22 protein-coding genes and 1 pseudogene are annotated in these 17,424 nt (G+C 61.5%); 11 read left to right on the top strand and 12 right to left on the bottom strand.

Annotation, left to right across the window (positions count from 1 at the left end; genetic code table 11):
- Positions 1-383: 383 nt before the first annotated feature.
- Positions 384-629: an antitoxin VapB family protein gene (locus NKH31_RS05725; RefSeq protein WP_254864170.1), complete on the top strand. Its 246-nt coding sequence runs from the start codon at positions 384-386 to the stop codon at positions 627-629.
- Positions 626-1,021 carry a PIN domain-containing protein gene (locus NKH31_RS05720; RefSeq protein WP_254864169.1) on the top strand — a complete coding sequence of 132 codons (396 nt, stop codon included), beginning with the start codon at positions 626-628 and terminating at the stop codon, positions 1,019-1,021. Before NKH31_RS05725 ends, NKH31_RS05720 begins: the two co-directional genes overlap by 4 nt.
- A gap of 69 nt (positions 1,022-1,090) precedes the next feature.
- Here the strand turns inward: NKH31_RS05720 and NKH31_RS05715 are convergent, their stop codons facing one another.
- The 3 genes from NKH31_RS05715 to NKH31_RS05705 form a co-directional block, all read right to left on the bottom strand.
- Positions 1,091-1,537 carry a universal stress protein gene (locus tag NKH31_RS05715; protein ID WP_254864168.1) on the bottom strand — a complete coding sequence of 149 codons (447 nt, stop codon included), beginning with the start codon at positions 1,535-1,537 and terminating at the stop codon, positions 1,091-1,093.
- A 171-nt stretch (positions 1,538-1,708) separates the two neighbouring features.
- Complete coding sequence (locus NKH31_RS05710; protein ID WP_254864167.1) at positions 1,709-1,849, bottom strand: hypothetical protein; 141 nt, start codon at positions 1,847-1,849, stop codon at positions 1,709-1,711.
- A gap of 21 nt (positions 1,850-1,870) precedes the next feature.
- Entirely contained in the window at positions 1,871-2,692 is an 822-nt protein-coding gene (locus NKH31_RS05705; RefSeq protein ID WP_254864166.1) for a class I SAM-dependent methyltransferase, read from the bottom strand.
- A gap of 387 nt (positions 2,693-3,079) precedes the next feature.
- On the opposite strand from NKH31_RS05705, the gene NKH31_RS05700 reads away from it, so the two are divergent.
- The 4 genes from NKH31_RS05700 (at position 3,080) to NKH31_RS05685 (ending at position 4,949) form a co-directional block, all read left to right on the top strand.
- Positions 3,080-3,496: a carboxymuconolactone decarboxylase family protein gene (locus NKH31_RS05700; protein WP_254864165.1), complete on the top strand. Its 417-nt coding sequence runs from the start codon at positions 3,080-3,082 to the stop codon at positions 3,494-3,496.
- A gap of 5 nt (positions 3,497-3,501) precedes the next feature.
- Positions 3,502-3,675: a DUF1059 domain-containing protein gene (locus NKH31_RS05695; RefSeq protein ID WP_254864164.1), complete on the top strand. Its 174-nt coding sequence runs from the start codon at positions 3,502-3,504 to the stop codon at positions 3,673-3,675.
- A 7-nt stretch (positions 3,676-3,682) separates the two neighbouring features.
- Positions 3,683-4,456 carry a methyltransferase domain-containing protein gene (locus NKH31_RS05690; RefSeq protein ID WP_254864163.1) on the top strand — a complete coding sequence of 258 codons (774 nt, stop codon included), beginning with the start codon at positions 3,683-3,685 and terminating at the stop codon, positions 4,454-4,456.
- A 166-nt stretch (positions 4,457-4,622) separates the two neighbouring features.
- The gene (locus NKH31_RS05685) at positions 4,623-4,949 is read left to right on the top strand and encodes an antibiotic biosynthesis monooxygenase family protein (protein ID WP_254864162.1); all 327 of its coding nucleotides are present in this window, start codon (positions 4,623-4,625) and stop codon (positions 4,947-4,949) included.
- A 190-nt stretch (positions 4,950-5,139) separates the two neighbouring features.
- On the opposite strand, the gene NKH31_RS05680 is transcribed toward NKH31_RS05685, so the two are convergent.
- From NKH31_RS05680 to NKH31_RS05660, 5 genes are all read right to left on the bottom strand, one after another.
- On the bottom strand, positions 5,140-6,399 hold the full coding sequence (locus tag NKH31_RS05680; protein WP_254864161.1) for a magnesium transporter: 1,260 nt from the start codon (positions 6,397-6,399) through the stop codon (positions 5,140-5,142).
- 337 nt (positions 6,400-6,736) lie between these two features.
- Positions 6,737-7,279, bottom strand: coding sequence for a putative phosphothreonine lyase domain-containing protein (locus NKH31_RS05675; RefSeq protein ID WP_254864160.1), 543 nt, complete (start codon positions 7,277-7,279; stop codon positions 6,737-6,739).
- A 355-nt stretch (positions 7,280-7,634) separates the two neighbouring features.
- Positions 7,635-8,495: an alpha/beta fold hydrolase gene (locus NKH31_RS05670; protein ID WP_254864159.1), complete on the bottom strand. Its 861-nt coding sequence runs from the start codon at positions 8,493-8,495 to the stop codon at positions 7,635-7,637.
- 144 nt (positions 8,496-8,639) lie between these two features.
- Entirely contained in the window at positions 8,640-9,467 is an 828-nt protein-coding gene (locus tag NKH31_RS05665) for a helix-turn-helix transcriptional regulator (RefSeq protein WP_254864158.1), read from the bottom strand.
- A gap of 216 nt (positions 9,468-9,683) precedes the next feature.
- Positions 9,684-10,391, bottom strand: a complete 708-nt coding sequence (locus NKH31_RS05660) for a class I SAM-dependent methyltransferase (protein WP_254864157.1) — start codon at positions 10,389-10,391, stop codon at positions 9,684-9,686.
- A 50-nt stretch (positions 10,392-10,441) separates the two neighbouring features.
- Here NKH31_RS05660 and NKH31_RS05655 point away from each other — a divergent pair, with 50 nt between their 5' ends.
- The gene (locus NKH31_RS05655) at positions 10,442-10,777 is read left to right on the top strand and encodes a hypothetical protein (RefSeq protein ID WP_254864156.1); all 336 of its coding nucleotides are present in this window, start codon (positions 10,442-10,444) and stop codon (positions 10,775-10,777) included.
- Between the two features lie 53 nt (positions 10,778-10,830).
- On the opposite strand, the gene NKH31_RS05650 is transcribed toward NKH31_RS05655, so the two are convergent.
- Positions 10,831-11,277 (bottom strand): DUF6653 family protein, encoded by a 447-nt coding sequence (locus NKH31_RS05650; protein ID WP_254864155.1) that lies wholly within the window; start codon positions 11,275-11,277, stop codon positions 10,831-10,833.
- Between the two features lie 415 nt (positions 11,278-11,692).
- Between NKH31_RS05650 and NKH31_RS05645 the strand changes: the two genes are divergently transcribed.
- The 3 genes and pseudogenes from NKH31_RS05645 to NKH31_RS05635 all read left to right on the top strand — a co-directional run bounded on the left by NKH31_RS05645 (position 11,693) and on the right by NKH31_RS05635 (position 13,704).
- On the top strand, positions 11,693-13,084 hold the full coding sequence (locus tag NKH31_RS05645) for an ATP-binding protein (protein WP_254864154.1): 1,392 nt from the start codon (positions 11,693-11,695) through the stop codon (positions 13,082-13,084).
- 74 nt (positions 13,085-13,158) lie between these two features.
- Positions 13,159-13,429: pseudogene (locus NKH31_RS05640) on the top strand (ribbon-helix-helix domain-containing protein).
- The gene (locus tag NKH31_RS05635; RefSeq protein ID WP_254864152.1) at positions 13,426-13,704 is read left to right on the top strand and encodes a type II toxin-antitoxin system RelE family toxin; all 279 of its coding nucleotides are present in this window, start codon (positions 13,426-13,428) and stop codon (positions 13,702-13,704) included. Before NKH31_RS05640 ends, NKH31_RS05635 begins: the two are co-directional and overlap by 4 nt.
- A gap of 310 nt (positions 13,705-14,014) precedes the next feature.
- Here NKH31_RS05635 and NKH31_RS05630 read toward each other — a convergent pair whose 3' ends face one another.
- The 3 genes from NKH31_RS05630 to NKH31_RS05620 form a co-directional block, all read right to left on the bottom strand.
- Positions 14,015-14,533 (bottom strand): DUF8154 family protein, encoded by a 519-nt coding sequence (locus NKH31_RS05630; RefSeq protein ID WP_254864151.1) that lies wholly within the window; start codon positions 14,531-14,533, stop codon positions 14,015-14,017.
- Entirely contained in the window at positions 14,523-15,212 is a 690-nt protein-coding gene (locus NKH31_RS05625; RefSeq protein ID WP_254864150.1) for a nucleotidyltransferase domain-containing protein, read from the bottom strand. Before NKH31_RS05625 ends, NKH31_RS05630 begins: the two co-directional genes overlap by 11 nt.
- 281 nt (positions 15,213-15,493) lie before the next feature.
- Positions 15,494-15,649 carry a hypothetical protein gene (locus tag NKH31_RS05620; RefSeq protein ID WP_254864149.1) on the bottom strand — a complete coding sequence of 52 codons (156 nt, stop codon included), beginning with the start codon at positions 15,647-15,649 and terminating at the stop codon, positions 15,494-15,496.
- Between the two features lie 730 nt (positions 15,650-16,379).
- Between NKH31_RS05620 and NKH31_RS05615 the strand changes: the two genes are divergently transcribed.
- Positions 16,380-17,396: a DUF7961 domain-containing protein gene (locus NKH31_RS05615; protein ID WP_254864148.1), complete on the top strand. Its 1,017-nt coding sequence runs from the start codon at positions 16,380-16,382 to the stop codon at positions 17,394-17,396.
- Positions 17,397-17,424 lie beyond the last annotated feature (28 nt).

Below are 17,424 nucleotides of genomic sequence, written 5' to 3'. Positions count from 1 at the left end.
TTGGAAAATACGATTTCGACCGGACGTAGCGTTCGCTGTCGATACCGCAGTCGTGCGAGACCTTTTTGTCTCGAAGGTTTGTAGCGTACCATGGTGACTGAAAACCCCTCATGGTTTTCGGAAGCCACGTCTCGGGTGCTGGACCCACCCGGGACATTTTCTGCGCATGTCCCCGCGCGAACGATGGAGCGCCGCTTCCGTTCAACCGTTATGAGTCAATTATTATGTATCTACCGATCGCTGTTACACGTGGCGGTATCGGGGTCCCCTTCGAGACCCGCGTACTGATCAGAACCGTTGAGAACGCCTAGTCCGGCGTGTACGCAAGCGATCGAACGCCGGCCGGCGAAAGATTGACCGTCTCTCGTATACGACGTATACACATGGCCACGAAGACGGTCAGACTCGACGAAGACGTCTACGAGCGCATCAAGTCGAAAAAGCGCGAGGACGAGACGTTTTCGGCGGCGATCGACCGACTCACGTCGGACTACTCGCTTCTCGACTTCGCGGGCGGGTACACCGACGAGGATGCGGCGCGCCACCGGGACCTGCTCGAACGCTCCGAGGAAACCGCCGCCGAAGACCGCCGAAAACTCCTCGACCGGGTGGGTGCGGACGGAGAATGATCCTCGACACCGAGTTTCTCATCTCGCTCAGGGCCGAAGAAGACGCCGCGCTTGCGCTCGCCGCGGATTTCGAAGCCGCTGGCGTCCCCACCCGCGTTCCGACGGTCGTCGTCGAAGAACTCTACGTCGGGGTCGGAGCGGGAGCCACGCCGGCGGAGAACGCTCTGGTATACGACGCGCTCGTGGCGAACAAGCCGGTCGTCCCGCTCGACGAACGAATCGCCAGGCGGGCGGGCACGGTCGAGGGTGCGCACCTGACGAGCGACTCGAAGCCGAATCTCGGACCGGCAGACGCGATCGTCGCGGCCACCGGACTCGTCTACGAGGAAGCGATCGTCACGAACGATGGGGACTTCGAGCATGTCGATGGCCTCACCGTCGAATCGTACTGACGGAATGTTGGGTACCATTTCGGTACGCATCCGACCTCGAACAGAGTGTTACCTAGTGATCTAACGGATTTAGGATTCCAGTCGCGTCACGACGGGACACTCGGCGTTGAGCAGGATCTGCTGAGTCGTGTTTCCGAACACCGCTTTGCCGGTTGGCGACCGTCGTCGGCCGCTGATGACGAGGTATCGGGGATCGAGGCGGTCGGCTTCGGCCAGGATCTCGTCGGTGACGTCTCCGATGCGTCCGCGCGCTTCGAATCGGTTTTGATCGAGGTCGTCGACGACGTTCCGGACGAACTTCGTGGCGAACTCCGCCGCACTGCCCTGTTCTTGCTCGATCGAGTAGTCTTCGAACTCGGGAATCTGTCGGATGGACTCTCGGTGTTCCTGAAACTCCGCTTCCGGGACGACGTGCAAGGCGACGAGCGTGTCGTCGTAGGCTTCGGCGAGATCGTGGGCGATCTCGACGACGGTCGTCGAACGTTCGATATCGTCGATGGCCGCTAAAACGGTCATACGTACCCAGTGTCGACCGACGGACCGTAATTGTATCGTCCGAGTCCCGTCGTCGACGCCACTGCCGTCGCGCGCGGTCCTCTCGAAAGAAGGACTCACCCCGACGTACAGGCAGTAGTTCGGTGACACGGGGATGGGTAGTTCGCCGTGCGCGTGGGTCCGTCCTCATGGTTACGGAACGCCCGCGAGCGCCGCCACGAAGAGATCGATGCCGTACTGGAGCGTACGGAAGACGGCGTAACGGAGACGCGAGATGAGGCCGACAAGTACACCGTCGTCCGCGTGAGTCCAGCGACGGACCGGGTTGGACACGGCGCAATCCGATCGGTCCTCTTACGCACGAGTGGCGATTGTCTGGGCGTACTGGTTCTCGACGATGGCCGTCCCGTCCGTCGCCAGGTTGTAGCGATCGAACACCTCCTCGAGGTCGGTTCGAAGGCGCGCTCTCCCCGCCGCATCGAGCGTTTCGAGCGCCCGTATCGTCGGACCGAAGTACGTGCTGAACACGTCCACCGCGTGGTCGATCGATCGATAGTACTGCCGTGTCGTTCGTCGCTCGCTGGTAATCGACCGCGTGCCTGCTCCGAGTAGTTCGTCGAGTCCACCGCTGGTTCCCCACCGGAGGGGCGACGGGACGCCGGGGGGTGGCGGGACGTACCGGGCGTGCGTCTCGAACCAGTCGCCGCTCCACCCCGCGGGAATCGGGCCCGCCAGGCCGATCGTGCCGCCCGGTTTGCACACTCGGATCAATTCGCGCGCCGCCCGTTGCTGGTCGGGCGCAAACTGCACACCGTAGACCGAGACCACCGCGTCGAAGTCTTCGTCGGGGAAGGGCATGTCCTGCGCGTCACCGACCTGGAAGTCGATCTCCTGGCCGTTGACACGCGCCCGCGTCTCCGCTCGCTCGATCAACTCCGGCACGTAGTCTACCCCCGTGACGTCGCAGTACCGTCGCTCCGCGATCAGCGCCGCCGTTCCGCTTCCACAGGCCACGTCCAGGACTCGCTGGCCGGGATGTGGGTCGACGGCGTTGCAGAGTCTCTCGGCCATCTCCACGTTCTGGCGGGCGATCTCGTTAAAATCGCCGCTAGACCACGTCTCACGCTGGCCCTTCGTTACGCTCGCGTAGTCTGGTACTCGAGTATCGTCCTTCATCGTCGACGTCCTCTCGTGCGTTGGTTCATCGGGATCACCCGTTCTCTCGAACGATCTCTAGAAGACGGCAGGCCGGATATGGATTGCGTGTCAATGCCAAACATGGGGTCGCGCGATCGGCTCTCGTTCGGCCTGTACTGATCGATACTCCGGGAATCTCTGGATCGGCAACTCACTCATTGCAGTCGGTCGACCGAACGGAGCTGTCGTCACTGAAGGGGCTATTGCCGACTGGACGGGTCGACTGACGCTCTGGCTTTCACACTCTTGAATATCATAAAAATTCATTAAGTACTCTGGCCGAGTAGAGAAATATGTCATTCGGTAACACTTGTCGTGATGCCGAATGCCACGAACCGTTCTACGGGGAGAGAACGGGTGAACGCCATGGCGACAACACACCACCAACCGTACGACGAGACGGTAACGGACATCGAGGAGACGCTCGGAATCGTTCCGGGGTATCTGACGGCGCTACCCGAGCAGGAGCTGATCAACGAGTGGCCGATCTTGAAGCGTTTTCTCTTCGGAGAGACCGAGATAGACCCCAAGACCCGCGAGTTCGTCGGACTCGCGATGGCGGCGGCGATCGGCTGTGAGTACTGCAGACACTTCCACCGCGGCGCCGCCCAGCTCCACGGCGCGACGGACGACGAACTCGCAGAACTCGCCTTCCTGGCGAGTTACACGCCACGGTACAGCGCGATGATCCAGGCGCAGGATTACGACGTCGACGTCTTCAAATCGGAAGTCGAAGAGATCGCGACACACCTACAAACTCAGGCGAAGGCCGGAGGAGACTGATCACGATGGCACACGCACACAAACTCGATTGCGAGTCGGTATCGGACACCTGCCGATTCATCATCCAATCGGAAGACGAAGAAGAGACGGTCGAACTGGCGCGAAAACACATGAAAGAGGTCCACGGACAGGAGTACTCGGACGAGGAACTCCGGGCGGACCACCTGCAGACCGTTTGAGGATGTAATGGCACGATCACTCGACGTCGACAAACTCGAACGGGAAGTGAAGGCGGTCTATCGGGATGTCGCCGAGACACCCGACGGCGAGTTCCACTTCGAGATGGGACGGCCGCTAGCAGCGCGACTGGGCTACCGACCGGCGGATCTCGAGTGGGCACCCGACGAGGCGATCGACTCCTTCGCCGGCGTCGGCTACCACTTCGACCTCGCCGACCTTCGGACGGGCGAGGACGTCCTCGATCTGGGCAGCGGCTCCGGGATGGACGTCTTCGTCGCGGCTGGCCACGTCGGCGAAAACGGGAGCGTCGCCGGACTGGACATGACCGACGAACAGCTCGCGAACGCGCGCCGATTACGCGACGAGATGGGATTTCAGAACGTCTCCTTCGAGCGCGGGTACGTCGAGGAGCTGCCGTTCGACGACGAGACGTTCGACGTCGTCGTCTCGAACGGGGTCATCAACCTCTCGGCGGCGAAAGACCGCGTCTTCTCCGAGATGCGTCGCGTGCTCAAACCCGGCGGGCGGATCGCGCTCTCGGACATCGTCAGCGAGCGACGCCTCTCCGAGGGGATCAAAACCGACGCCGACCTCTGGGCGGCGTGTATCGGCGGCGCCGAACAGGTCGACGACTACGCGTCGATGATCGAGACGCCCGGCTTCGAGATCGACGCGTTGCGAGACAACTCACAGTACGAGTTCACCTCCGACCGAGCCAAGGGCGCCTGTCACACCTACGGCGTCAAGAGCATCTCGCTCACCGCTCGGTCGCAGGACTGATCTCGCCACCGTGTTGCGCTTTCGGTACGTGGCGAGTACTTCAGACGATGTCGGTCCGGCGGACCCTCGTCGGAGCTCTATCGGGGTGCTGGGTCCCGTATCGGACGTCCATGGCGATCGTTCCAAGCAGCATCGCTTTTGCGGGTGGGCGACCGATCGGAGATCGATGTACCTCGTTACGTTTCGCCTCGCTCCGGGGGAGTACGACGCCGAGTTCCACGAGTTGAACGAGACGATACAGGCGGTCGCCGAGGGGACGGATGGCTATCTCGGAAAGCGCACGTGGACCGACCCCGAGCGCGACGAGGTGCTCGTCGTCTACTACTGGGAGTCGCTGGACGCGCTCGATTCGTTCGGCGCGGATTCTGACCACAGACGGGCGAAACTGCGCTGGACCGAGTGGTACGACGCCTACGAAGTCACCGTCACGGAGGTACGCGACGCGTACGGGAGCGGCTTCGGCGACGACGCTGGCCCGCCCGGAGCGTCGTAACGGTGCCGAGTCGTTCCCGTTGCCGTTCGTTCAGGCCCGGTCACAATCGGTCGACCACTACTCTCCCGAAGTCTGGAGTACTGGAACCTCTCTCCCAGTTGTCCTCAGCCGTGTCACAGTCGCGAACGAAGTGAGACCACCCGACGAAGAATACGTTCATTCGCTCACTGCCAACGTGTATCGACGGCAGTCACAACAGGATTGCCTGGGCCAATCCGAGGAACACGAAAAAGCCCAGGACGTCGGTCGCCGTGGTAATGAAGATCGTCGCTGACGTGGCCGGATCGAATCCGATCCGGTCGAGTACCAGCGGGGTTATCGCGCCGAAAAACCCCGCGATGACGAGATTCGCCACCATCGAGATCCCGATAACGGCACCGAGTAAGAGCCCGAACTCGCCGTACGAGAAGGCGATCGCGATCGCGGCGACGAGCACGCCGGTAATCAATCCGTTGACGCCACCGGCGATAACTTCGTTGAAGACCACACGCTTTCCGGTGCTGAGTGACACCTCCCCGAGCGAGATCCCGCGGACGGTGACCGCCATCGCCTGGGTCCCGGCATTCCCACCCATCCCGGCAACGACCGGCATGTACGCGGCCAAAATGGCGACGGCGGCGATGGTCGACTCGAACAAACCAACGACCGCGGCGGCCATAAACGCCGTTCCGAGGTTGAGGATCAACCACTTGTACCGCCTCCGCACCTTCGCTCCTGGGCCGTCGAGGACGCTCTCCTCTTCAGCGACGCCGGTGAACTCGTAGAGCGTTTCGCCCCGCGCATCTTCGAGCATCCGCAACAGGTCCTCGGCGTGTATCACGCCGAAGATGTCGTCGTCTTCATCGAGCACGGCGACGGCCCGTTCGCGGTTTTGTTTGAACACCTCGATCACCTCTTCGTCATCGCGGTCGTATCGAATGTGTGGCGTCTCCTGGACGTAGTCGCTAATCGTCTCGGACGCGTCGTCCGCTATCGACAGCGCCACGCCGGGGAGTTCGCCCTGTAACTCACCATCATCGGTGACGAAAATCGTCGGAACACGTCCCGTTCGCTCCTCGAAGCGACGAACTCGCTCGGTCACTTCGGGGAATTTCCGCGTTTCGTCGACGGTCACGTAATCCAGGTTCATCAGCCCGGCTGCACTTTCGGGGTTAAACGAGAGCAGAAAGTCGATTTTCTCGCGGCGCTGGCTATCGAGCGTAGTGAGCAGTGCCTCACGTGTCTCCTCGTCCGTGAATCCGAGAACGTCGGTCACCTCGTCCGGGTCGAGTCGGTCGATAAACGTCTCCAGTTCCGTCCGACTCATATCCGCAACGAGGACTTCTTGTACCTCGTCCGGGAGTCCGAAGAACACGTCCCGCCACTCGTTCCGTGGCAGGTCAGTGAACGGGTCAGACGGCGCAGAAGACATCGCAATCGTCTCTTGAATGTCCGCCGATTGCTGAGTCATACACAGAGCATATTAGTGACGCACTAAATGATGACTGGTTGCGTATCGTGAACGGACGCTATCGGCACTCGACGCTCCACCGACGCTGAAAACGGTGCCTATGCAAGGAGCGACGAACGCGAAGAATCTCTCTCTCTCGAGAGTGAGAGAGGAGGGTCAGCCGATTCGAGAACCGCACCTGGTACATCTGGCCGGAGTGCGAAGATAATTCTTGAGCCGAACGTGGCAGTCGGTGCCGCGAAGTGGTATTGGGCACTCCATCAGGGCCGTGTGATGGTCGCGAACGCGAATTGAATAGAGGGGCCCGAATCAGCCAGCGTTCGTCCTCTGGTTCGTGCTACTGGATGTACCGGGCAGGGGCCGAGAGGCCAAATTCCTCGGCTGTTTCCGCGACGATTCCCTTCGCCGTGTAGATATCCGGTTTGTAGTACAGTTCGTGGGTAACGTCGTGTGCGTCACGGAGGTGTTCTCTAACCCGGGTAACGTCACGTCGGTCGAAATAATTCGGCGTGTAGACCGTGAGGAGATAGTCGTCGTACATAGACAGCTCCTCGTAGCCGAACGCAGTCATAGCCTTGACCGCCCAGATAATTCCCGCTTGTGCGTCAGCGACGAGTTCGGGCCACAACCCGTCGATCCGCGCTGGCGACCCCGTCACCTGCCACTTCCCGATCGTCTTTTTCTCCGAAAGCGCGTCGCGGTCGATTTCCCGGACGGCTTCGGTTTCCGCCGGTGGCAAATCGTCGGACTGGACGTTCTCCGGACGGGTAACGCCGTGATCCGTGAAGTAGTCGTCTCCCCCGATCTTCGGAGACTCGCTTACGTCTCTACTTCGTAGCCAATACTGCTCCTCCTCAGTGATCTCGAGCGGTGACTGCATAGGGTGCTACCACTTCGTGATGGGCCCAGGTGGAATACCAACGCTCGCCATACGGTGCGAAAGTGAACGTAGATGAGTGTATTGACCGCTTCCTACTCTGGCACTTTTTTAACACTGTTCGGGGGCCATGCTGAATAGACGGTGCACGTTCGGTTGGCCATTACTCGGCCCATCGGTCGAACGCTGACTTACCGGTAGCGCTGGCTCAGTCGGGAGCGGTCTCACGCCCGATCTGTGGAGGGTGTGGCATCTCGTCGTCTTTCGTCAGGGTATTCGCTCCCCAGATCGCCGTAATCAGTGCGATAACTGCAACCTCCGTCGCGATGTGGAATATCCGACCGTCCGCGTACCCGGTTCAGACCCGCTCGTGTCGTTCCTCGAAGAACTGCACGAGTTCGTCGGCGTAGGATTCGGGCTCCACCCAGGCGCCCATGTGTCCAGCGCCGTCGATCTCTCGCACGGTGGCGTCCCGGACGTGTTCGTCTACGTGGCGGACGCTCTCGGTGAACCAGGTCCAGGTCGCGTTCGACCGCGACCCCTGGAGGAGTACGACCGGTACGGTGATCCGCTGGAGCACCGAGGGGTCGGTCGGACTGTACGCGTCGGCTTGCTGGAGTACCTGGAGCAAGGCAGGCACGTACTGTGCGCAGGCCTCGAGGTAGCCCGACTCCGACAGGACGCTCATTTCGCGGTCGTTCGCCCACTCCGTCATCCAGTCACGCGCCGCCTCGACCAACCGGTCGTCCGCGGCTAACTCGGCCATGCGTTCGACCGCATCGTGAAGGCGCGCCTCGTCCGCTCCGTCGAGCACCTCGAACGCGAGCGGATCGCACGCTGCCACGGCCGCGACCGCCTCGCTTCGAGCGGCGGCGCCGAGTGCGAACATCGCTCCCCCGGACGGTCCCGCCAGACCCACCGGCTCGCCGACACTCTCGACGAACGCGACGACGTCCTCCACGTGGCGCTCGGTCGACTGATCGGGGTGATCGCCGCTCGATCCACGCCCGCGGGTGCTCATCAGATAGCAGGTGAATCGGTCGCTGAGGTACGCCGTTGCACCGTCCCAGTCGAGGACGCCGTCGCCGAGGCCGGCGTGGACGAGCACGAGCGGCCGCCCGTCCCCGTACACGTGGCCGACGATCTCGGTGCCGTCGTTCGATACGGCTCGGTGGGTTTTCACTTTCCCGCCCGCGTCCGGTGGCGTCGTTTCAGTCACGGTTGGAACACCTCTCTCCACGTGGAGCGACGCCGGGCGCGATGATGTAACTATCTAGTGAAATATTGCACGGCGTGCAACCGAGTCGCGTCGGGCGTCGCCCACCGACTGCCGGGCGTTCCGGACCCAGTCGCGGTCGCCTCGCTACGGCGTCGTGAACCGCTCCGGGACCGGCGCGTCGAGCGCGGCCTCGTCGACCGGCCGCGCCTCCTCGCGATACCGCTCGAAGACCGATCGCGCCCACGCTCTGGCCTCCGGGGCGTCGGTGTCGATCCACGCCCGCAGCGCCCTGGTTTCTGGGTCGTGACAGCAGAGGCCCACGCGGTCGTCGAAGATGTCGATCCCACAGCGCGTCCGGTCGGGGAGGTCGTCGTGGACGAGGACGGTGCAGTGGTCTCGGGCGGCCACCTCCTCGAACCGGTCGGGATCCCAGGCGACGGTCGCCGCCAGGACGTCCGGCGGGTAGACCACCTCGACCGCCGTGCCCTCGAGGGCGGCCCGACAGAACGCCTCGTTGGCGACCGACTTGAACACGGTCGCCCCGAGCGCGCACACCGAATCGCTCCCTTCGACGAGCTGGACGACCCGCTCGACCGGTTCGTACGGATATCCCGGCGCCGGGTACGAGACGACGGCGTCCGCGAACAGTTCCACGGAGAAGCCCTCCATCTCGCGGGGGAGCCACCGCCAGACGTCGCGGAGTTTGCGTTCGCTCTCCATCGCGTCTCGTAGCTCGCCGAAGCGTTCGGCGACGTACTCGCCGAGCGGCGTGAGTTCGTACGTCGGCCCGCTCCGTTCGATCCACCGTCGCTCCTCGAAATCGCCGAGGATACGCCCGACGGTCGACGCGTGGGCGCCGGTCAGCGATCGCAGGTCGGCCCGATCGTAGCCTCGCTCGGTGAGCGCGTCGAGCACCTCAACTCGGTGGTTCGAACTGGCGATGAATTCGATCTCCTCGATCGGCGATCCCATCCTACTCGATGGGACGGACCCGCTATTACGTCTTTGGGGGTGACCGCTCCGATGGAATCACGCTCTCGAATTGTTTTCCGTCGGTAGGGACGTGTAGTGTGTCGAGCCTTTGGGGACGACCTACGGTCCGCTCGGTCACTCGCGATTGCTGCGCTGTGTGTCAGTCGTAGCACTCGGTGTCGCTCACTGGCAGCGTCGTTTCGAAACTGCGGGCGCTCACTCGATCACCCGTGCCCGGACGCACTCCCAGCGCGGCACCGTCGTGAGGCGCTCGTACGTCTCCGAATCGACCGATTCGTAGGCGGGATCCGGCGTCGGTTCGAGGAAGCGTTCGATCGCGAAACCGGCATCCGCGAGCGGATTCAGGTGCTCCGCCAGCGGACGACGGTAGTTTCGAGGCCGCATCTCGCCCCAGTCCTGGGTGAGCGCTTCGGTCTCGAAGTAGTCGCTCGCATCCTCCGGCGACACCCACCCGGAGACGGGGTTACCGGTCGAGAAGACGAATCGACCGTCCGTCCGCAGGACCCGCGCGAACTCGTCGAAGACCGGTAGCCAGTCCGAGATGTGTTCGAGGACGAGCTGGCTCACAACCAGATCGACGGACCCGTCGTCGAGAAACTCGAGCGGCTCGGTCAGGTCCGCGTGGTGGACATCGACCGGGTCGTCGTCGAACCGCTCGCGCGTTCGTTCGACCGCCGCCTCGGTGGCGTCGACGGCGACCACCTCGGCACCCTCTTCGGCGAAAAATTCCGTGTAGTCGCCGGCCCCACAGCCCGCTTCGAGTACGCGCAGGCCGTCGAGATCCGGCAGCAACGAGCGGGTCGCCGGCCACTCTACGTGGCGTCGGTGGGGATCGTCGCTCCAGTCGTCGTTCTCCGCCGCCATGTGCGCGTAGGCCTCGCGCGTGGACTCGTCGATCGGCACGGTTCAATATCGCATTCGGTCCACGATACCAATTTTTGACACAAACGTTCGTGAGGGTCGTTCGCACGGGTTGTGCCCAACCGGTCGTCGTCCCGGCTGCGTTCGTAGCCGGCGTCACCTCGTGGAAACTCGTTACCCCGACGACCCGGCTCGGAGCCGTCGCCAGGCTCGTCGGGACGCTCGCCGCGTTCGGCATTCTCTGCCTCTACGCCGGTGTGGGCGTCGTACTCAACGTCCCGAGCGGCGACCCGGCCGCTGCAGTCGGATTCGCGCTCACGATGACGCTCTACGGATTCGTGTTCACCTTCTGGGCCACCATCCCAATCGGGTGTCTCAGCGGCGCGGTCTACCAGACTCTCGTCGGTCGGGAATCGATGACCGAGTGACGAAACTCGGCCGAGTTTGTACTTCACCTACCGAAGTATGCGTACTTCCGCAGTCAATTCGAAGTCGGCGCATCTCGGAGGCCAGATTCGGTCTCGTACAGGCTCACCATTCGACCGAAAAAGACGAACATGAGAACCATCGAGGCGACCGTTCCACCGACCGTTCGGACGGGGTCGCGTCTACTCGCTGATCGAATCGTGTACAGAAAAACCGGCGCACAGGCGGCGGTAAACAGCGTCTCCTTCGAGGACAGGATTCCCTGTTCGAGCCACACTCGTTCGCCTAACACGACGCGCGTCGCCCACGCATCGTCGCGTTTCGGCGGCGAGGACACGAGCGGATTGATGACGACGAACAGGAGTATCCCGGCCAGCAGCGGTCGATCTCGACGATAGATTGCCAGGACGAGCGTCGGGTACGCTGCGACGAACGTCCAGACGCTCGCCGGATTCGCGTGGCGCGACCAGAAGAACCGATCCATCGAATCGATCGTGTCCATCTGTCTGTTCGAATGGTGGCGCCCACCATCAGTATACCTGCTCGAATGAGACGGTCTAGCGGTCGATGTGCCACTCGTGACGTTCGACGGTGAACTCATAGCGAACGGGGCAGTCACTCCGGAAACGTTCGTCGAGACGTAGGGGCACGGAGGTGATGGCGACGATCGGGGAGGTACGGTCGCACTCGAACCCGCGACTTGGCCAGCGCTGTACGCAAACTCGGATCGATCTCACCGTCTCCAAATCACGCTTCGCACAGTCCTTCGTCGTCTCGACTGGTTCAACCTGTTCAACGCGCGTACCGTACAACTACTTCGACACGAGGACGAGAAATCCGACTATGATACTCCAAAGTACGATACTCTGGAGTACGATAAACAGAAGGATTATCTTCCGAGCGGCGCTACGGTGTGCATGGTCGAGTTCGTCAATCGCGAAGCGGAGCTCTCCCGGCTCCGTACGCTCTACGAATCGGACGCGGCGGAACTCGCGGTGATCTACGGTCGGCGGCGTCTCGGTAAGACCGAACTCGTCAAGCAATCGCTCGAGGGGTACGACGACGCCGTCGTCTACCAGGCGAAACAGAAAACGAGCGCGCTACAACTAGAGCAGTTCGTCGAGATTGCCGCAGAGTCCCACCCGGGCGTGATGCAAATTCGAGCGGACTGGGAAGCCGTGCTCGGGTATCTTGCCGAACAGGACGCGATAGTGGTCCTCGACGAGTTTCCCTACCTCGTCGAACAGGACCGAAGCCTCCCGTCGACACTCCAGGCGATGTTCGACCACGAACTCGACGAGTCGGCGACGACAATCGTGCTCGTCGGCTCGTCGATCAGCATGATGGAGGAAGCCGCCCTGCTCGGGAATAGCCCGCTCTACGGCCGATCCAGGGTGAAACTCGACGTGAGGCAGCTCCCGTTCGCCGCCGCGATGGAATTCTTCGACGGCGCGTACACGGCGGACGAACAGGTGTGTGCGTGGGGTATCTTCGGCGGTGCACCCTACTACCTCGAAACGGTCGATCCGGAAGCGCCGCTGGCGGCAACCGTCCAGCGAACGATCCTCTCCAGACACGGCTCGCTCCACGACGAACCCGACTACGTGCTGCGAATGGAGCTGACGGAACCGACGCGATACTTCTCGATTCTCGAAGCGATCGCGGGCGGGAGTACGAGTCGCAACGAGATTGCGGGGACGACGGGTATCGAATACAATCAACTCTCGAAGTATCTGAACCGACTCGGTCGACTGCGACTGATCGACCGGCGCGTCCCGGTTACGGAGAAAATTGAACGAAGCAAGCGAAGTCGGTACCACATCCGCGACCCGTTCTTTCGCTTCTGGTTCCACTTCGTCTACGGGACGGGAGATCGGTACGACGAACTCGGCGACGACGCGTACGAGGCGCTCGTCGAACCCGAGCTGGCCGACTTCGTCAGTCAATCGTTCGAGGAACTGTGTCGGTCCGCGCTTCGAACGCTCTATCCGGAGTACACGATCACGGACGCCGGACGATGGTGGTACGGCGAGCACGAGATCGACGTCGTCGGGTTGACGACCGAGGAGACGCTGCTCGTCGGCGAGTGCAAGTTCCAGCGATCGCCGCTCGGCTACGACGCGTTTTCGAATTTACAGCGCCACGCCGACGAACTGCGATGGACGCCCGACTCGGGTGCCACGCGAGACGAACGATACGCGCTGTTCTCCCGTAGCGGATTCAAACCGTCCGTGGCGGAAGCCGCCACGGAACGCGACGACCTCCGGCTGTTCACCGTCGACGACGTCGTTTCGGCGCTGCAATCGTAGCGATACGACGACGCTCGAAGCCGGGGCCGGACCTACCATCGACACTTATCCCACCGACCGTGTAATACGTCCGTATGTCGAGTACCGATACAAACAACACTGAGCCCGAGAAGACCAACATCAACATCCGGCTTACCGAGACGTTTCTCGAAGATATCGACGCAACCTGGCGAGATGAAGGATACAATAGCCGCAGCGAGTTCATCCGCGAGTCGCTCCGAGACGCCGTTCGGCATCCGGAATTGAACCGCGAGAGCTGGAGAGATCGCCGCCGTCGAACACGCCAGGCGAACCGGTGACAGCGAGACGTTCTCCCGAGCGGAGATCCTCGGTAGCGACGAGTGAGGACGTGGACGTGGCAGTTTCGCGCGCCCGCCAAGCGCACCGACGACGGGCTCGACGATCACGCCAAACGTCGGATCACCGACAAACTCGACGAGATCGTCACGGATCAGTGGCGCGATCCGGACGAGTACCTCGAATCGTTGACTGGTGTCCCACACTCGAATCTCCGAATCGGCCAGTTCCGACTCGGGGCTGACTGTAATCATACCGAAAACGTTCTCGACATCTACTCCATCGAGCGTCGTGGTGGCGCGTACAACCTCGGTGACGATTGAGTGTTCCGGGGTAGTACGTGTCGAACGAATCGATCACGTCGCTCGTTCTGTGTCTTTCGGTGAGCACACTCGTCATACGTCGGTGTCTCTCTGGCGGTTGGTCTACCCTTGCATCTCCTGAACGTCGGCGAGCGTCAGGCCACAGCCACAGGGACTCGCCGAGTGCAAGTGTGGCCCCGTGGAAGTGAACCGCCTTACCACCGGTGACGGGTATGGGTCAGGAATATCCACCGACAATGGCGCCACCTTTCGTTCGACGGGAGCGTGATAGACTCACGGATCGAGTACTCTCGCACGCCGCGTCGTATCGTCAGAACTCGTTCTCGTGTCGTTGCTCGCAGTTACATCGAGAGTGCGCGTTGGCGAACGCAACGACGTACGAGTGAACTGCCTCGGCTAGTTCGTACATTCCAATCGCTAGATCTCGGCCAGGGCGGTCCACATCGTAATATATCCGGGCACGATGCTCCGATCGGAACGCGTCGATCCGGGCAGGGACGCCCGTATCAGAGAACACTCCCCGTCGCTCGATGTCCTCGAACACTTGCTCGTGCGTTCGGAAATCAGACGACTCAGCCGCCGTTTGCTCCACCAAGTAAAACTGGAACGACCGTTCGATTGCGTTGAACGACAACTCGACGATACTGACGTAGTTGTTCGTCCCGCTGCGTAACTGCCGGCACGTCCCTAGCATCGCACACGCTTTTCCTAGCTGCACATCAGCATCCGTTTCCTGCCACGAGAGCGAATCCTGGACCGGGCCTGTCTCCCCGTCTGCTAACAACGACTCGACGCACTCGACCGCGTCGACGACGTCTTCAAGCCCCATCCGTGACCACCTCCTCTTTCACCGCGTCGAGGACCGGGGCGTCGTGCAGCGTAATCCCCTCTACGAGCACGTCGCGGATTCGGTCGTGCGTCACCGCCGAGTCGCGCGTCTCGACAACGATGTGCGGTTCGAACCGATCTCCGTCGAACGATTCCGACGCGATTTCCTCTTCGATGCCGTGAGCCGCTCGCTGGGCCGCCATTCGACCATCATCGACGACGACGAATACGTCGATATCGCTCGCTCGGTCGGCGTCGCCGCGAGCGACACTCCCGAACAACACAATTGCTGCGTCATCACCGACGCGATCTACGAGCCGGTTCAACGCGGCCCGAACCGGCTCGTGGTACTCGGATTGTGAGATCGTGGTAACTGGATCGTCGCTCCGAACGAGTTTCGCCGGGTTGATCCGCACGGAATTTGCCCGACCGTCGCGGTCTACACGAATGACGCCGAGCGCTTCGAGCGAGAGGACGGCGGCGTTCACGTTCGACAGCCCGTTTCCGGTCAGCCTGTGAAGCTCGCGGTTCGAGAAGGTCGCGTCGGGGTTATCCGCGAGTACGTGGAGGATGTCAGTCGTCGCGCGGTACCGGAACGCGTCACGGTCACCGAGCGGGATCGGGAGACAGATATGGGTCCCCTCGCATTCGCCCGTTGATTGAACGGTATCGGTGTTCATGAATCGTCTTGGGGTTCATAACACATTAAGTATTCCGTTCACCGGCACCAGGTCTGCAATTCGAACCGCTGGTGGTACAGGACACTGCGATAGTGAGCTCTCGAGCGCTGGCTGCCGGGACGCAGCCTCGCTCGCACGACGGCGATCGGGCCGGCCGGTCGGTGGGCGACTCGGGGGTCGATCGGATCGATTCAGTGTCGTCGGCAGGCCGAGCTGTTCGGATCGGTTCTGTGCGTATTTCGGAGACACACCTGGTGCGGTGTCTCGCTCTGGCGGTTGGTCTACCCTTGCATCTCCTGGACGTCGGTGAGTGTGAGTCCGCAGCCACAGGGACTGGCGGAGTGAGAGTGTGGCCCCGTGGAGGTGATACTGACGACCGGCGTCTCACAGAACGGACACAACGGGAACGGGCAGTTCTCTAGGTCCGGTTCGGTCATCTTCGGGGCCCTCGCAGAAAGTGGGCGACCGTATGGGCGTCTAACGCGCAGCCGCAGGGATCGGCGGTGTGTCGATGTGGTCCCAGCGTCCTGATCGTGATGACGGGTTCGGTGCAACTCGGACACGGTGGGTAGCGGTCTCTGGAGACGATGCCGTACCGGTACGGGTCCGTCGGGCGGTCTACGGTGACGAAGAGGCGGTCCTCGGTTGGGCCGGTGGGTGCGGTGTAGGTGGCTGGGATGTGGGTAGACCGTCTCGAATCGAGAAACTTGGTAGTCACCGTGAATCGAGGATACGCGGGCTGTGCGCGGGGTTTATGGTGGTCTGGTGTATAGCGTGTCATGGCTGATGAAAACCCTCCGACGGGTTTCGGAAGCCACGTCTCGGGTGTCTTCAGCACCCGGGGCATTTCTGCCCACTCCGGTGAGCCAGAGCGAGTGGCTTCCACGTGAATTGTGGCACTGCAGCATATTATATCTACTGGAAATTAGGATAGTTTTAGGAATGTTAGTTGTGGGTCGTTTCTGGGTTAAGAACATTAGACTGTGTTGCTCGATCTTCTCTACTGGATTGGGATTTGGTTCGACACAATTTTGGAAGTGTGAGCAATGGGTTCGCAGTCAACCCGCCACCGATTCGCTCACTTAGTCCAATCTCGACTGTCGGTATTGATGTAGATATCCCGGATAGATACGAAGATTCATTTCGGATCAATATGATATTCTACTGATGTACAAATACACGCCCGACGAGATCGACCGCGAACGCGCCCACCACCAAGCGGTTATCCAGGGTGCGGACGATCTAGACGTCAAACGCATCGGAAACCTCGGCGAACTTGCGTTCCACGAGTTCTGCCGCGAGTACCTGCCCGTCGAGATGTGGGAGTGGAAGAACGAGGAGGCGATCCGACGGTGTAACCCGGAGAGCTACGCGGGACACGACTTCGAGGTGTTCGGTTACACGATCGATGTGAAGACCTCTCGGGACGTCTCGGCGTTTCTGCCAGAGGTGCTCGTCGAACGAGACTCGGACGACGACATCATCGTCATGGTCTGGCACCGGGACAACGAGGACGGGCTCATCCTCCTCGGGTGGGAGCGCGTCGAGACGCTCGAATCGAAGGTCGAGACCGAAGCCGAATTCTCCGGCGAAGCGCCAGAGAAGCTAGACCACCTCGCTGCGAGAGCGATGAACGAGCTGATCGATCTCGGTCCGAACACCGCCCACATGAATCAGAAGCCGGAAAACCCGTTCAGTCCCGGCGACCGGGTGGTGAAAGCCGGAGACGAAGATCCGTCGGTTGGAGTCGTCGTCGAGGTGATGCCGCCGGAGAAGAATACTGGGGCATTTGGGCAAGAAATGGACGGGGAGGCTGTCAGAGTTGCGTTTCCGAGCGCGCTCGATCGCGGACCGGGGAACTGGCGTGAGTATCACCCTGCGATACTCGCATCCTACTGCCACGATACAGACATCAAGCTCTGGACCTACAAGCACGAGAATCTCGCGTTCGCTGAGAATCCGTACGTCCCTGGCGATCGGGTGGTCAACACTCGACACGACGATCCGAATACGGCTGTGGTAGTCACGTGCGAAAACGGAACCGAGTCCGGCGACGTGTCGGTCGCGTTTCTCAACGGTTTCGAGGACGAGGATGTCTGGCCGAGCAAATTAGAGGATCATTGTGCGGAAAACGGAATCAAGTGCTACACGTACGATGATACCATCCTCGAGTTCGCAGAATAAGGGAAGTCGTTGAGCGAAGGATTTTCGA

This window comes from Halovivax gelatinilyticus (assembly GCF_024300625.1).
Lineage (GTDB): Archaea > Halobacteriota > Halobacteria > Halobacteriales > Natrialbaceae > Halovivax > Halovivax gelatinilyticus.
Note: the sequence above shows the minus strand (reverse complement) of the source record. Positions and strands in the feature narration are given on the sequence as shown.

What these genes read in the sequence shown, in the direction of transcription:
- NKH31_RS05725 (WP_254864170.1), top strand. Translation starts at nt 384, where the DNA reads ATGGCCACGAAGACGGTCAGACTCGACGAAGACGTCTACGAGCGCATC.
- NKH31_RS05720 (WP_254864169.1), top strand. Translation starts at nt 626, where the DNA reads ATGATCCTCGACACCGAGTTTCTCATCTCGCTCAGGGCCGAAGAAGAC.
- NKH31_RS05715 (WP_254864168.1), bottom strand. Translation starts at nt 1,537, where the DNA reads ATGACCGTTTTAGCGGCCATCGACGATATCGAACGTTCGACGACCGTC.
- NKH31_RS05705 (WP_254864166.1), bottom strand. Translation starts at nt 2,692, where the DNA reads ATGAAGGACGATACTCGAGTACCAGACTACGCGAGCGTAACGAAGGGC.
- NKH31_RS05700 (WP_254864165.1), top strand. Translation starts at nt 3,080, where the DNA reads ATGGCGACAACACACCACCAACCGTACGACGAGACGGTAACGGACATC.
- NKH31_RS05695 (WP_254864164.1), top strand. Translation starts at nt 3,502, where the DNA reads ATGGCACACGCACACAAACTCGATTGCGAGTCGGTATCGGACACCTGC.
- NKH31_RS05690 (WP_254864163.1), top strand. Translation starts at nt 3,683, where the DNA reads ATGGCACGATCACTCGACGTCGACAAACTCGAACGGGAAGTGAAGGCG.
- NKH31_RS05685 (WP_254864162.1), top strand. Translation starts at nt 4,623, where the DNA reads ATGTACCTCGTTACGTTTCGCCTCGCTCCGGGGGAGTACGACGCCGAG.
- NKH31_RS05680 (WP_254864161.1), bottom strand. Translation starts at nt 6,399, where the DNA reads ATGACTCAGCAATCGGCGGACATTCAAGAGACGATTGCGATGTCTTCT.
- NKH31_RS05675 (WP_254864160.1), bottom strand. Translation starts at nt 7,279, where the DNA reads ATGCAGTCACCGCTCGAGATCACTGAGGAGGAGCAGTATTGGCTACGA.
- NKH31_RS05665 (WP_254864158.1), bottom strand. Translation starts at nt 9,467, where the DNA reads ATGGGATCGCCGATCGAGGAGATCGAATTCATCGCCAGTTCGAACCAC.
- NKH31_RS05650 (WP_254864155.1), bottom strand. Translation starts at nt 11,277, where the DNA reads ATGGACACGATCGATTCGATGGATCGGTTCTTCTGGTCGCGCCACGCG.
- NKH31_RS05645 (WP_254864154.1), top strand. Translation starts at nt 11,693, where the DNA reads ATGGTCGAGTTCGTCAATCGCGAAGCGGAGCTCTCCCGGCTCCGTACG.
- NKH31_RS05630 (WP_254864151.1), bottom strand. Translation starts at nt 14,533, where the DNA reads ATGGGGCTTGAAGACGTCGTCGACGCGGTCGAGTGCGTCGAGTCGTTG.
- NKH31_RS05625 (WP_254864150.1), bottom strand. Translation starts at nt 15,212, where the DNA reads ATGAACACCGATACCGTTCAATCAACGGGCGAATGCGAGGGGACCCAT.
- NKH31_RS05620 (WP_254864149.1), bottom strand. Translation starts at nt 15,649, where the DNA reads ATGACCGAACCGGACCTAGAGAACTGCCCGTTCCCGTTGTGTCCGTTC.
- NKH31_RS05615 (WP_254864148.1), top strand. Translation starts at nt 16,380, where the DNA reads ATGTACAAATACACGCCCGACGAGATCGACCGCGAACGCGCCCACCAC.